The following is a 14,782-nucleotide window of genomic DNA, read 5'->3' as shown; positions in this document are numbered from 1 at the left end:
GTCTTAATGCATAGAAGAATTTATTTAGGAAACGCCATGCGCTTTCGCATTCCCTCTTTACTGATGGTTTTGCTACTGGTTGGTTGCTCGTCTCTTTCCATTTCACCACCGTTAACAACCGACCAGCATTGGATTTCTGAAACCTTACCCAATGGTTTTCGCTACCACCTGTATCCCATTGAAGGGCAAGACGTAGAGTTGCGCCTTATCGTCAATGTGGGAAGCCTTAACGAACGTGAAAATGAACGTGGCTATGCGCATTTTATCGAGCATATGGCGTTTAATGGCACGACACATTTTCCGAACAATTCGGTATTCAACGAATTTGCAGCTGTGGGCGTGCAATTCGGGCCAGACATCAACGCTGTGACGGATTACGGGCGGACTGTGTATCAACTGTCGTTGCCCGATGATGAGAAGCTTGATGAAGCGCTGCGCTGGTTTAGGGACATCGGTGACGGCATTTCGTTGGGTGAAAAAGGGGTGAAGAACGAAATTGCGGTGATCTTCGGCGAATGGCGGTTGGACAACAAAGCCCAATCGTCATGGCAGCTTCAAGTGTACGACGATGTGCTAAACGATACGCCTTATGTTGATAGAGACCCTATCGGCACTGAGCAAACGTTAACACAGGCAAATGCAACATCGCTCAGCCGTTTTTATAAAAAATGGTACAGCGCGAATCGGATGCAATTAGTGGTTGTGGGTGACATGAATGCATTGGCGTTGCAGCAAGTGATCCATCACGATTTTGCGTCATTGCCGACTGAAAGCAACATCCCCGAACGCCACGTATTGCCCGATGCCCAAGAAGGGTTTCAGTTTCCTCTGACAGTTTTAGGTCAGCAAGGGCAGTCACCCGCGATTGTTGTGAACATCAAAGAAGGACAGTACACGCCTGCCAGCACGCTGAAAGAACAGCGTGCGCGTTGGCTTGATTGGATGGTGACAGATGCGATTCAATTGCGACTCGAAGAACAACTAGACCGACGCGCTATCAACAATAATGGTGTGTATAGCAATGTGTCGTTTGTGCCTGGTTGGAATGTGTATGAATTCACCGTCGATCATAACCAACAAACCCGAGACGATGTGGTGGATGCGGTTGCGCGAGATTTCGCCTCGCTGAGGGATATAGGCATTGGAGAGAGTGAGTTCCAGCTTTTGTTTGAACAATATCAGAACATCGATTTTTCAATGGACAGCTATTCGTCTATTGATAACGCTGAAAACGCCGTGTCCAATCTGTATATCAATCGCTTGCCACAAGATGCCTTTGAAGAACATGACAACTTTCAACGCTTTCTCAATGAGCTATTGCGTGAAGACATTAATGCACGTTTACGCGAACTGTTATCCCCATCCACCATGTCGCTCACCATTGCTTATGGCAGAGGTGAATCATTGGCGAGCGCCGATGCGCTCAAACGTGATTTCTTTGACGCTGTTGCGCAAGCTGGCGAAGATGTAACGATAGAATATAAACAGGTTCAAATGCCGCAACCAACCCCTGTAGTCAGCCCAGATTTTCCTCCTAAGGCAGTCTCACGCGATCTTTATCAATGGATGCTACCCAATGACGTGCCGACCACTTTCTATCAGATGGATGATGGAACAGGGTATAGCCACGTTGTGTTGCAGGCGAAGGGCGGTTTGTCATCGCTAACGCGCCGAGAACGCGCTGCGGTTAACATGTTGTACGAAACTTATCGTCGAGGCAGTGTTGATGACATTGATCTCAACGATTTCTATCACTATGTTGATGGCCTCAGTGCTTCCATCGTCCCTTCTGTGTACGCCAACGTCCATAACATTGCGTTATCTACTAGCAGTGATACCTTGGCAGAGTCATTGAATGCGCTTCGATTCTTGATTGAACATATTGCGCCTGACGAACAGGCATTCTATCGAGAGAAATCGCGGTTGCTTGCCCGTTTAAACAGTGTGAAATCTTCATCGTACGATGAGTTTGAACGCGCGTCTTTGCAGCTTATGTATCCCGATGATTCCTTCGAATCTCAGCTCAACCTTGAAGACTATGAGCAGTTAACCTTTAACGATGTGGTTGCTGTTTATCAGCGACTTTTCGCTGACCTCGGTAACATGAAAGTCTATGTTGCATCGGATTTGCCGCCGAGCGTCATACAGCACCTAACGGGGACTTACCTGGGAAGTTTATCAACGCAAAGACCTCCATCGAAAATCTCTCCTGTTGTATTGCATGAGAAAGGCGGTCGCGTGGTGTTGGCCACTTCACCGGAATACCGCACCTACATTGAGAAGATCTTTGTATTGAAGGTTAAAAGGCGAGATGTGGAGCAATTTTTTGCAGAAGATATGCTCAATAGGGTCATTCAGGCACGATATAACGCCATTATGCGAGAGCGTTTTGGGTTTGACTACGACCCGTACTTTTATGCGTGGACTTGGGACGGAGAGAAAGTACTCGTCGCGATGTTTACCGCGTTAATTGATCCTGAGCGAGAAGAAGAGTTGCAAAGGCGATGGCCTGCTATACAAGCCGAGCTGATGCGACCTGTTTCACAGCAGGAGAGGAACAATGCCGGCGTTCAGTTAAGCCGTGAGATAAACAGCATCACCCGAGACAGTCACCAATTGATTGGTGCGCTTGCCCGTTATGATACTTGGGGGTATGGAGTGGAAGGTTTGCTGGCTCCGGAAGATGTGGTTAAGCGCATCGACCTGGAAAAATTGAACGCATTAGCAGCATCTATTTTTGCAGCGAAGACGCAGTTTGAGAATATTCTGAGACCAGCCTATGACGTTATATCGACGAAGTAAGACGTGTTCTGTATGTGCTGTCGCCGTTGTGATTCAGCTGCGACTATGGCGATCAACCAAAACAGAAAACGCGCCGAGGGCGCGTTTTATCAAAGCAGGTTAGCAATGCACACTTGGTGCCTAGTGCCTAGTGCCTAGTGCGTTTTCTTACCGCCGAAGTATTTTTCAAGAACTTCAGGCGTCAACTCACCTTTTTCTTCGAGCGCTTTCAATTCTGCAGCAATGCGTTTTTGTTCTTCCATCGAAGGCAAAGGAAGGTCAGGTTCGCGCTCAGGCGCATCCTTCATCATGTTTTCTAAATCGATCATAGCTATAAGACCCAATTTCAATGTGACGCCCATTTTAAGGAAAAAGTCTCACTGCTATCAAGCAAAGAGACACCGAGAAGGATGGTTAACACATATTTAGTTGTCGAAACGCAAACAAATTCGGGCTCATCAATGCGTTGAAAATGGGCTAGAGCACACGTAGAGACACGGTTTTCGTTCAATTTCTTGTGTTTTTCAACTTTTTGTAACACTGTAACAAAAGACAGTTGGCGAGCTGAAAATAAGAAAAAACAAAGGAAGGTATTTATGGCAGATGTAATTGAAGTCTACGTAGTCAACGCATTCGTCGCTGATAACCAAGGCGGAAACCCCGCAGGTGTTGTTCTAAATGCCCAATCGTTAGACGCTGCTCAAATGCAGACGATTGCTGCAGAGCTCGGTCATTCAGAAACCGCGTTCGTTCTTTCATCGAAAAAGGCGGATTTTCGCGTTCGCTTCTTTACCCCAACCGAAGAGGTCGACTTTTGTGGACATGCCACCGTCGCCACTTTCTCTACGTTGTTTAAAACTGAAAAAATAGCGGCGGGCCATTATTTTCAAGAAACCAAAGCGGGTGTGCTGAGCATTGAGATTGAACCCGATGGTCGTGTGACCATGGGACAAGCTCTGCCAACGTTTGGCGCTGAGTTTACACCTGAAGAGATAGCCCCTTTACTCGGTATTCATAGCGAAGACATTCTTGCGACGGGTTTGCCTGTTCAGGCGGTATCAACGGGTATGTCAGACATTATTGTGCCGCTGATTGATGAAGCCTTACTGAATAAGATTAAGCCAGATTTGGATGCCATTAAGGCGTTTAACTTAGCTTCTAACACAATAGCAATTCATGTGTTTGCTATCACGCCGACCGAGTCTGATATTTCAGCGCGATGCCGAAATTTTGCACCTGCGGTAGGTATTGATGAAGAATCAGCAACGGGCAGTGCAGCTGGGGCGCTAGCGTCCTACTTACATCGCTATCAAGGGGGTAAATACCGTTATCTGTTCGAACAGGGCGAGATTTTAAATAAACGATCGCTTTTGTGGGCGCAAGTTGATGGTGATGAAGAAATCATCGAAAATGTCACAGTGGGTGGCTTTAGTGATAAGCCTCAGCGGATTCCATTTCGAATAGAAGAACTTGCATAATTAAACCGTATAAATGTCGGTAACTAATTGAATCTAAAAAAAGGAAGCTAATTTGCTTCCTTTTTTTATGGGTGATGTCTTTACAGGTGGAATTTTAACTCTCTCCAGAAATGGCGCTATTTAACGGAAAAAGAAGGAAAAAAATCAACTTTGGTCTAACGTTAAAAGGTGTCTTACTAACGGGATAGAGAAAGCGTGGCTGAGATTTTTTTTTCATGTCAACCAATCTTTGACAACGAATTACAACATTGGGGAAGCGAGTTGCTTTTCCGAGAGGGGTTAGAAAACAAATTTCCTTCCATTGATGAAGACACGGCCACATCGCGGATCCTCAGTGCGAATTTCCTTGCGAGTAATGCTAAGCAAAAACTAACACGCTACATCGTGAGTTTTGGGGAATCTTCGCTGCTTGATGAAATCCCGCTTTCTATGCCGAGCCAGCATTTGATCATTGCGATCACTGACGAATGCTCACCAACCGCTGAACTCGTGAGTAAGTTGCGTGCCTATCGCAGAGAAGGGTATCGCATTCTTATGGATGGCAAGGTCATCAATAATGAATGGCGAAACTACTTAGAACTCATCGACATTTTAAGCATCAGCATGGAGCGAGATAACCCTGCTGATTGGGAATATACGATTTCTCAGTATCCGCAACAGGTATTCCTTGCCCGAAAGGTGGAAAAACAAGAAGAGCTTGAAGCTGCGCAATCATATGGTTTTGCGTTATTCCAAGGCTACTTCTTCGAAAAACCTCAGATTGTACGTTCAGAAGACGTGGCGCCATCCGTGATGTCTTTGCTCGATATTTGCATCATCATCAATAAAAACCCTGATGACATTGATACTTTAGCCAAAGTCATTTCGAAAGACGTGTCTCTGCTTTACAAGGTGATTGCCAGCGCAAACATTTTAGCGAAAACCAAGACAAGCAAAATCTCAAATCCTCGACAAGCTGTTGTTTATTTGGGGGTTCAGGCACTTAGGCGCTTGGTATCTTTGTTAATTATGTCTAACCTGAATCATCAGCATGCCGCACAACTTCAGAACGCGGCACTGTCACGGGCAACGTTTTACTCCATGCTGTCTATCGAAGACAAAGCCTTTAATGCCGATGAGGCGTTTATTGTGGGGGCGTTCTCTTTGCTCGATGTCATGTTAAGTAAACCTATGGCTGATATTGTGGCGCAGCTTGATCTCTCTAACGACGTTAAACGCGCTTTGGTAAACAAAGAAGGGATCTACGGACATCTATTGCAAATGAGCCACGACATAGACCAGGCAAACTGGAATGGATTGGTTCATTGGTGCAACCAGTTAAAACTCAGTGATAAATCCGTGTTGAAGGACTTTGAAGCAGCCCGAATCAGCACAGCAGATATAACCGCCAGTATGCAGGTTTAATACGAATATGACGGTAACAATGCGAACCAAACTAGCAGTCGTGCTGATCGTCAGCGGAACGCTGATTCTCAGCCTGTTTGGAATGTTTAACTATTACAAAACACATGATCGTTTATACGGTGAACTTGATAATGAACTGTCGTCCATTGCGATGCGTTTGTCTTATCGATTACCGAATCAATTGTGGAATTTTGATTTTGAAACCGTCATCAAAGACATTGAAAGTGAGTCTGCTTCACGCTTTGTGTATCGCATTGAAGTTGTGGCCAAAGATGACAACTTTCGTCATATCACGTCGCCAAAGGATGGCAGGGTAGACAACGAGTTTAAACTCCATGTGTACCCGCTAATCTACAATGATTTGGATAAGCCTCGCCCTGTGGGTGAGTTGATCATCTACGAAGACCCACGCCCCATTGAAAGCACCCTGACGTCAGAAATCGTATCGGGCATCGCACAGGTATTTTTGCTCGATTTGATGATCATGTTCCTGATTTGGAAATACGCGCGCGCCATTAAAGAAATTGAATCCAGTAAGAATTACCTTAATACGATCATCCATAGCTACAACGACGGCTTGGTGGTGCTTGCAGACGATCATCGCGTATCGACGTTAAATGAAGCAGCACGGCGGTTGTTTGAGGTCGATGACGTTAATGATGAGGATGTATCCCTCTCTGACATCATTTCTAAGGTTGTGCCAGACTCTCGCGCTTACTTCTCGCAAGCTTTGTATGGCTTTAATACCAAGAGCCTGAACTACGAATTGATGCGCGCGAATGACAAAGTGATCATTCAGGTGCGTTCAACCAAAATTACTGTCAATGATGAGCAGCTTCAAGTCGCGATCATTCGCGATATTACTGAGCAATATCTCGACAAGATTAAAGTGTCGAAAGGGGCGGAACTTTTCTCTGCTGTTAAAACGCTTCAAGACAAATTCCTCGCAAGTGAAGATTTTCATCATAGCTTCAAAGAAGTGCTCAAGATCCTGCTTAAAATCGGTGAAAGTAACCATGGTTTGATTGTTGAACTTGATCGCGATGCACCAGATAACTATCGAATCCTGTCGCAGACCCGTTTGATCGCCAATGGCTATGTATCAGAAGGCTTTGTGAAGAATGTCGTGACTGACGTTATTGAAACCAAAAAAGGCAGCCGCAGCCTTCAAGTGGCTGGCCTTGCCACCAATAACAATAAACTGATCATCAATGCCTTGAGTATGCCATTGTTCCTTTCCAATCAACTGGTCGGCGTGGTGTGTTTGTTCGATGAATCAACCAACTATGACGATGATTTGCAATCATGGATCGAGCCCGTACTGTCGAGCTTGAGTGCCATGGTTAACTTTGTGCGTCAGAAAAAACTCAATGATTTGATTTCGAGTGAGATGGTTAAAGCAAAAGAAGATGCTGAACGTGCGAATGAAGCCAAAACCAATTTCCTCGCCATGATGAGCCACGAAATTCGCACGCCAATGAATGGCATTGTGGGTATGTCGAACTTGCTGCGTGAAACTGCGTTGAACCAACAACAATCTTACTTTGTGGATACCTTGGTGCATTCTTCCAATGCGCTTCTTAACATCATTAATGATGTCCTCGATTTAACAAAAATCGAGGCCGGAAAAATGCAACTCATTGAAACGGAGAGTGAGCTACCTGATCTTGTGCATGAAGCGTTGGTGGTGTTTCACGCAAAAACCGTTGAGAAGAATTTACGCCTGCATTGTTTCATTGAACCTAACCTCCCGCGTTGGATGATGCTTGATCAGGTGCGGTATAAGCAGGTGATTTTAAATTTGGTCGGTAACGCGGTGAAGTTTACCAAGCAAGGCTCGATCATGGTGCACGTCAGCCAAATTGATGTGGACAAGACACCTTGGCTTCGGTTGGAAGTGATCGACACGGGTATTGGTATTCCTGCTGACAAGCTCGATACGATTTTCGAGAACTTCACACAGGTTGATAGTTCTTATAGTCGCTCATATCAAGGCACCGGATTAGGTTTGCCAGTGTGTCGTAAATTGGTTGATTTGATGGGCGGTGACATTCGCGTTTCGAGTCGTGATGCGCTGGGCACCACGTTCACGGTTGATGTGACCCTCAAAGGGTTGGAAAACCACCCTGAAACCTTATTCAGTAGCTTACCGCCACTTGCCGATACCCTTGAACAACACGCGCTGATTGCGACACGCGACGATCAATTAATGTTGGTGTTCAAATCTTACCTCACAGAGTTAGGGTTAACCGTAACGCAATATTCACCAGAATCAGAGTTGCCGACCGCAGTGGCGAGTAGCGCCATTTTGTTTGTTGATGAGGATGTTGCGGGTGAAATTCATACTGCTATCAGCGCTGCGTCCACGTCTATTTTGATCAGTCACGATGGCATGGTTGAGGGCCAAGGCATGCCGTGTTTGATTAACCCAATCAGCCCTGAAGTGCTTTATCACGTGTTGTGTGCCGATACCGAAATGCCCACGTTTGAAGAGAATGGGGCGAAAGGCGGTGTGGTGCGTTTTGATGGTTTGAACGTGCTGATTGCAGAAGACCATTTGGTTAACCAAGATTTGATGGTATTGGTGTTGCAAAGTTTAGGGTGCAATTCCACGTTGGCTGATAACGGCCGCGTCGCATTGGACAAACACAAAGCGGATCCGTATGACCTCATTCTTATGGATTGCCAAATGCCAGAAATGGACGGCTTTGAAGCCACGCAGCTCATTAGAAAGTTCGACCGTGAAACGCCTATCATTGCTGTGACCGCGAATGCGTTGTCTGGTGATGCTGAACGTTGTTTGGCGGCGGGCATGAATGCGCATTTGGCCAAGCCGTTTACCAAGGATCAATTGGTAAATTTAATGCTGCTGTATGTACCAAATGAAAAGATTCAACGTGAGATCCAACCTGATTTTGTGGGTATCGACATTAATCTCACCGAATTTGAAAATAAGTTTGTGCCACAAGCGGACATTGCTTCGATCGAGCAAGACGAGGAAGTGGTTGCTGGCGAATCAAAAATTAATCTCGAGCAAATTCGCGACCAGATAGGCGATAGCGAAGAAATGATTCAACGCATTCTGGGTAAGTACGTTAAGACGCAACTTAATGACATCGATGCGTTTGAGGTTGCACTGAACGACGAAGATTTCACCAGTGTAAGAAAGATTGCGCACCGCATGAAAGGTGCCGCTGCAATGATTGGTGCGTCTGAATTGTCTGCGCTCTGCTTAGAAATAGAAAAATACCCATCCGATGATATTGATGCGTTACGCGCGTATCTTCCTTTACTCAATCAAAACGCGAAAGCCATCATTCGTGAAGTGGAAGCGCTCGGGGCTGTTTAGCAGTGCCGTATAATTTTCAATCGCAACTTTCTACTCTGTCTCGTCTCATTGGCGAGTCGCCCGTCGGTTTCTTGTTTCCCTGTTTGTTACTTTTTCTGTTGCAATGTTGATGCGCCTCTATTTTTCCCAATCACATTTTCTCATTTCTCGGAATCATTGACAGATCGTCAAGCTGGGTTAACGAATATTCTTCATTTGTGTCCGGAATGTTGGTGTAGTTGGCTGGAGTGACTAAGTTTTAATAATCAAATTTATACCGTGAATGATGTGCGTAAACGATTCGCTTGGAATTGAATGAACCGAAGAGCCTTGAATTCGATCATCTTCTGATTGTTTGCGCATAGGACAAATATTTCGCGAAAAGGAGAGTCCAAATGCAACGAACGCTTACGATAGCGTTTATTTCGTTATCACTCATCGCATGCAGTGAAGAGCCCCCCGTACCAGAGCCCAAAGCAAGACCTGCTAAAATGATGACCGTCTCGATTGGAGATGGTGACATAAACCGTACTTTCTCTGGCACCGTGGAAGCGGACGATCAGGCCGTGCTTGCGTTTCGAGTATCTGGTGAAATTACATCTATGCCCGCGCTTGCAGGCATAGATGTGGTCGCAGGCGATGTGCTTGCAGAGTTAGACAAAGATGAATACGGGTTGCTGCTTGCGAAAGCGAAGGCAAGTTATCGTCTCTCTAAGGTGCAATATGACCGTGCGGTTAAGTTAAAGAAAACCAATGTTATTTCAGAGCAAGACTTTGATAGCGCCAAATCGAGCTTGAGTGAAGCCAAAGCAGGATTAGATCTTGCACAGTCTAACTTTGATTACACCACACTGAAGGCACCGTATAGCGGTACGATTTCACTGAGAGTAAAAGAGCGGAATGAATTCGTTGGTGCGATGGAGCCCGTCATGCATATCCAAACGAAGGATGTGATTAACGTGAGCTTTCAACTTCCAGAGCGTCTTTTCCAATTTTTCAATTCAGAATCTGAACTGCATAGCCACCAACCGTTGATTTCTTTTGATACTTACCCGGGCAACAGCTTTCCTGCAACGTTAAAAGAAGTCGATACCGAAGCAGATACCACCACGGCGTCTTATCGCATTACAGTGACATTGCCTCGTCCGGATAATGTGAACGTGTTACCGGGCATGGCTGCACAAGTGACGGCGACCTTGCCAGGCGCAAGCCAGAATATTATTCCCGACACTGCCATTGAAAACGATGGTGACAGCACCTTGGTGTGGCGAGTGGGTGAGGATGGCAAAGTGTCGAAAGTGTCAGTGTCTTTAGAAAATAACAAGCTGGTCGGCGGACTAGAAAGTGGCGATACGATTGTTATTAACGGAATTAACAGCCTTGATGAAGGCATGGTGGTTTATCCGTGGATCAAGGAACGAGGGTTGTGAAAATGATGAAGCGTATCAATCAATTTGCCATCAAATCCTTGGTGCCAGCGATCGCGATTGCTCTTGTTGGGTGCAATGAAGCGCCTTCGGCGACGGATAAAGCGCCGCAAAACGTGGATGTTTTAGTGATTGGCGATGGCCAAAATGACGCACGTTTGCATTTTCCGGCCATTGCAGCAGCTGCCGACAGGGCGGAATTATCTTTCTTGGTTGCTGGTGAGATTAACGCCATCAACGTGAAGCCGGGGGATATCGTTAAGAAAGGTGATGTGCTCGCATCGCTCGACCCAACGAGTTATCAGCTTGAAGTGGATAATACCCAAGCGCGTTTTAACGTATCAGACAGCCAATACCGCCGTTCTAAGCCGTTGGTTGAAAAAGGCCTGTTAGCGAAATCTCAATTTGATGAGTTGGCTGCTCAGCGACAGATCGCGAAAGCGGATCTAGATTTGGCAAAACTCAAGTTGTCTTATACCAAAATGACCGCACCTGTGGATGGCGTAATCAGTCGTGTGCCAACCCAAGCCTTTGAAAACGTGTCAATTGGTCAAACCATTTTGAATATTCACGATGCAAGTCAGGTGGATGTGCGCATTCAGGTGCCTGATGTGCTGTTTGCGCGTAATGGCGGGAAAAGCCGTGAAGAGAACACGCAACACATTCGCCCTAAAGTGCAAACCGACGATGGCATGGAATATCGTGCAACGGTGAAGGAGTTTACTGCCCAGCCTGATCCTGAAACAGGGGCGTTCATGGTGACGCTGACCATGCCGATGCCAAAAGACAAGTTCATTCTCGACGGCATGACGGTCGAAGTGCTGGTGGATGAAATCAATCTGTATGACGACAGGGCACAACTCATCGAAGTACCGATTGAAACCGTGTTTAACGAAGACGGTGATGGTTTAGACAAGAGCAATAAGTTTGTTTGGAAATTGAAAGATGACAACACGCTAGAGAAGCGAAAAGTCACGGTGGGTAATTTAACGCCTTCTGGCATTTTAATTATCGAAGGTGTGACGTCGGGCGATCGTATTGTTTCGACGGGTGTGAATCGCCTCCGTGCTGATCAGTTAGTAAACGTCATCGAGAAAAAGGACATTGACCAATGAAACAGACGATTGCCAGTTACTTTATAAACAATAAGGTAATCAGTTGGATGTTGACGCTGATCTTCCTTATTGGCGGTACCCAAGCCTTTTTCGGATTGGGTCGGTTAGAAGATCCTGCGTTCACGATCAAAGATGCATTGATTGTTACCAGCTACCCAGGTGCAACACCTCAGCAAGTAGAAGAAGAAGTTACTTACCCTATTGAGAAGGCGGTACAGCAACTTGTCTATGTGGATGAAGTGACCTCGATTTCGAGTCGCGGCTTATCTCAAATTACCGTGACCATGAAGAACAACTTTGGCCCTGATGATTTGCCGCAAATTTGGGATGAATTACGCCGAAAAGTGAATGACTTGCGTGGCAGCTTGCCTCCCGGCGTTAACACGCCACAAGTTATAGATGACTTCGGTGATGTGTTCGGCGTGCTTTTAGCGGTCTCTGGTGAGGGATATTCTTATCAAGAGCTCGAAGACTATGTCGACTTTCTACGACGAGACCTCGAGCTTGTTGAAGGCGTGGGCAAGGTTCAAGTCACGGGTACGCAGCAAGAACAAGTCTTTATCGAAATCTCGATGCGCAGGTTGTCAAACCTCGGCTTATCGCCCGATACCATCGATAACCTTCTCGCGACGCAAAACTTAGTTGGTAGCGCGGGCGCATTGCGCATTGGTGATGAATACATCCGTATCCACCCAACAGGTGAATTTACCAGTGTGGAAGAACTGGGCAATTTGATCATTAACGAAGCTGGGCAAGAAGGGCTTATCTACCTGAAAGATGTCGCGGACATTAAACGTGGCTATCAGGAAGTGCCGAGTAACTTGCTGAGTTATAACGGCAGCGAAGCGTTGCACCTTGGAGTGTCTTTTTCCCAAGGCGTCAATGTGGTCGAAGTGGGTGAACGGGTCGATCGTCGACTCGCTGAGCTAAAGGAAAACCAACCGATTGGTATCGACATTGGTGTGGTATATGCCCAGCCAACAGAAGTTGATACCTCGGTGAAAGGCTTTGTGGTGAGCTTGGGTCAAGCGGTCGCCATCGTGATTATCGTGCTGCTTTGCTTTATGGGGCTGCGTTCTGGCTTATTAATAGGTCTGATTCTGCTGCTTACTGTGCTCGGCACCTTTATCTTCATGCAGTACTTCGCCATCGATCTGCAACGTATTTCTTTGGGGGCATTGGTTATCGCGTTGGGGATGTTGGTGGATAACGCCATTGTGGTGGTCGAGGGGATACTTATCGGCCTCAAGAAGGGAAGAACCCGGACGGAGGCCGCCTCAGACATTGTTACCCAAACCAAGTGGCCGTTGCTGGGGGCAACAGTCATTTCAGTGACCGCGTTTGCTCCTATTGGTTTGTCTGCTGATGCAACCGGCGAATATTGTGGCACCTTGTTCCAAGTGCTGCTTATTTCACTGATGCTGAGCTGGTTCACTGCCATCACGCTGACGCCATTTTTTGCCAGCATGTTCTTTAAAGAAGAATTGCAAGCCGAAGGTGAAGAAGAAGCTGATCCCTACAATGGTATGTTGTTCGTGCTGTACCGTAAGTTCTTAGGTATGTGTATGCACCGCACGGGTGTCACCATTGTTGTGTTGGTTGCAGCTCTCGCAGGAAGCCTTTATGGGTTCACCTTGCTGAAGCAGTCTTTCTTCCCGTCATCAACAACGCCAATGTACATGGTGGATATCTGGATGCCCGAAGGTACTGATATTCGTGCAACGGAAGAAAATCTGATTGAGATTGGCGCTTGGGTTCAAAATCAGCCAAATGTCGAACATGTTTCTACCAGTGCGGGTAAAGGGATTCAACGCTTTATGTTGACGTATGCACCGGAGAAAAGTTATTCGGCTTACGGTGAAATCATCATTCGCGTGAAGGACTATGAATCTGTGTTGCCTTCGATGGCAGTAGTGCGTGATCACTTAGACCAAGGCTTCCCTGGCCTTCAATACAAAATGAAACGCATTGAACTAGGGCCAGCATCTGGTTCGAAGATTGAAACACGTATCCTTGGTTCTGATCCGACGGTACTTCGCTCGATTGCGGCAGAAGTGACTGACATTTTGAACAGCGACCCAGATGCGGTGAACATTCGTCATGATTGGCGTGAACGCACGAAGATTCTCGAGCCGCAATTCAATGAAAGTCAGGCACGTCGATATGGGATCACCAAAGCGGACGTTGATGAACTCCTGATGATGGCGTTCACCGGTCTCAACGTGGGTATTTATCGAGATGGCACGACTTTAATGCCAATCGTGACCCGCTTGCCTGAACAAGAACGTGTGGATGTGAAAACCATCGAAGGCATGAAAATCTGGAGCCCTGTGCTCAAAGATTACATTCCTTTGCAACAAGTGATTCTGGGCTACGAAGTGATTTGGGAAGATCCGCTCGTGGTTCGAGAGAACCGTAAGCGCACATTAACCGTGTTTGCTGACCCTGATCCATTGAAAGATGTCACGGCAGCGACATTGCAAAAGCGCATTCAACCTTTGGTTGAAGCCATTGAATTGCCAAAGGGCTACAGCATAGAGTGGGGTGGAGAATATGAATCATCCGGTGATGCACAGGAAAGTTTGTTCACCACCATGCCGATGGGCTACCTCTTCATGTTCTTGGTGACGGTATTCCTGTTCAACTCAGTGAAAGATTCTATGATTGTTTGGCTGACGGTGCCACTTGCCATTATCGGTGTGACAACAGGTTTACTCTTGTTGGACACGCCATTTGGCTTTATGGCACTTCTGGGCTTCTTAAGCCTGTCAGGTATGCTGATTAAAAACGGTATTGTTTTGATTGACCAAATCAACATTGAGATGGAAAGCGGGAAAGATGAACTCAATGCGATAGTTGATGCGGCTGTCAGTCGCGTGCGGCCTGTCTGCATGGCGGCAATCACGACCGTATTGGGGATGATTCCATTGCTGCCTGATGTTTTCTTTAAACCAATGGCGGTCACTATCATGTTTGGTTTGGGCTTTGCGACAGTACTGACGTTGATCGTCGTGCCTGTGCTCTATCGTCTCTTTTATCGGATAAAATATCATCCTGTATGATCCGTCTTTTAACGGGAAAATAGCCTGCATCATGCAGGCTATTTTCATTTTAAAAGGGTGCTCGTCGTCACATCCAAAAAAACAGCTAAAAAAACAACGAAATGTCACTAAAAAACAAACCCACAATATCAACAAGATAGGAGCGTGCGGGTGGTGTGGATAACTAAATTTTTATCCACAGAAATGG

The 14,782-nt window shown here is 46.3% G+C and carries 8 protein-coding genes; 7 read left to right on the top strand and 1 reads right to left on the bottom strand.

Annotated elements, in window-relative coordinates:
* The first annotated feature begins 36 nt into the window (after window positions 1-36).
* Window positions 37-2,802 carry a M16 family metallopeptidase gene (locus BM082_RS05075; RefSeq protein ID WP_074925594.1) on the top strand — a complete coding sequence of 922 codons (2,766 nt, stop codon included), beginning with the start codon at window positions 37-39 and terminating at the stop codon, window positions 2,800-2,802.
* A gap of 134 nt (window positions 2,803-2,936) precedes the next feature.
* Here BM082_RS05075 and BM082_RS05070 read toward each other — a convergent pair whose 3' ends face one another.
* Entirely contained in the window at window positions 2,937-3,110 is a 174-nt protein-coding gene (locus tag BM082_RS05070) for a restriction endonuclease subunit S domain-containing protein (protein WP_026024767.1), read from the bottom strand.
* A 267-nt stretch (window positions 3,111-3,377) separates the two neighbouring features.
* On the opposite strand from BM082_RS05070, the gene BM082_RS05065 reads away from it, so the two are divergent.
* The 6 genes from BM082_RS05065 to BM082_RS05040 all read left to right on the top strand — a co-directional run bounded on the left by BM082_RS05065 (window position 3,378) and on the right by BM082_RS05040 (window position 14,595).
* Window positions 3,378-4,259, top strand: a complete 882-nt coding sequence (locus BM082_RS05065) for a PhzF family phenazine biosynthesis protein (protein WP_017012429.1) — start codon at window positions 3,378-3,380, stop codon at window positions 4,257-4,259.
* Between the two features lie 195 nt (window positions 4,260-4,454).
* On the top strand, window positions 4,455-5,663 hold the full coding sequence (locus BM082_RS05060; RefSeq protein WP_017012430.1) for an EAL and HDOD domain-containing protein: 1,209 nt from the start codon (window positions 4,455-4,457) through the stop codon (window positions 5,661-5,663).
* Window positions 5,664-5,682: 19 nt separating this feature from the next.
* A complete protein-coding gene (locus BM082_RS05055) occupies window positions 5,683-9,012 on the top strand; it encodes an ATP-binding protein (RefSeq protein WP_074925591.1) in 3,330 nt (1,109 codons plus the stop codon).
* Window positions 9,013-9,386: 374 nt separating this feature from the next.
* Entirely contained in the window at window positions 9,387-10,421 is a 1,035-nt protein-coding gene (locus tag BM082_RS05050; protein ID WP_017015632.1) for an efflux RND transporter periplasmic adaptor subunit, read from the top strand.
* A 2-nt stretch (window positions 10,422-10,423) separates the two neighbouring features.
* A complete protein-coding gene (locus BM082_RS05045; protein WP_017015631.1) occupies window positions 10,424-11,533 on the top strand; it encodes an efflux RND transporter periplasmic adaptor subunit in 1,110 nt (369 codons plus the stop codon).
* Complete coding sequence (locus tag BM082_RS05040) at window positions 11,530-14,595, top strand: efflux RND transporter permease subunit (RefSeq protein ID WP_074925588.1); 3,066 nt, start codon at window positions 11,530-11,532, stop codon at window positions 14,593-14,595. The genes BM082_RS05045 and BM082_RS05040 overlap by 4 nt, the downstream gene beginning before the upstream one ends.
* The last annotated feature ends 187 nt before the right edge of the window (window positions 14,596-14,782 follow it).

The organism is Enterovibrio norvegicus DSM 15893, from assembly GCF_900115495.1.
Lineage (GTDB): Bacteria > Pseudomonadota > Gammaproteobacteria > Enterobacterales > Vibrionaceae > Enterovibrio > Enterovibrio norvegicus.
This window is presented reverse-complemented; position numbering and strand designations above follow the sequence as displayed.

Coding starts and splice junctions, on each gene's coding strand:
- BM082_RS05040 (WP_074925588.1), top strand. CDS start 11,530: ATGAAACAGACGATTGCCAGTTACTTTATAAACAATAAGGTAATCAGT.
- BM082_RS05075 (WP_074925594.1), top strand. CDS start 37: ATGCGCTTTCGCATTCCCTCTTTACTGATGGTTTTGCTACTGGTTGGT.
- BM082_RS05055 (WP_074925591.1), top strand. CDS start 5,683: ATGCGAACCAAACTAGCAGTCGTGCTGATCGTCAGCGGAACGCTGATT.
- BM082_RS05070 (WP_026024767.1), bottom strand. CDS start 3,110: ATGATCGATTTAGAAAACATGATGAAGGATGCGCCTGAGCGCGAACCT.
- BM082_RS05065 (WP_017012429.1), top strand. CDS start 3,378: ATGGCAGATGTAATTGAAGTCTACGTAGTCAACGCATTCGTCGCTGAT.
- BM082_RS05050 (WP_017015632.1), top strand. CDS start 9,387: ATGCAACGAACGCTTACGATAGCGTTTATTTCGTTATCACTCATCGCA.
- BM082_RS05045 (WP_017015631.1), top strand. CDS start 10,424: ATGATGAAGCGTATCAATCAATTTGCCATCAAATCCTTGGTGCCAGCG.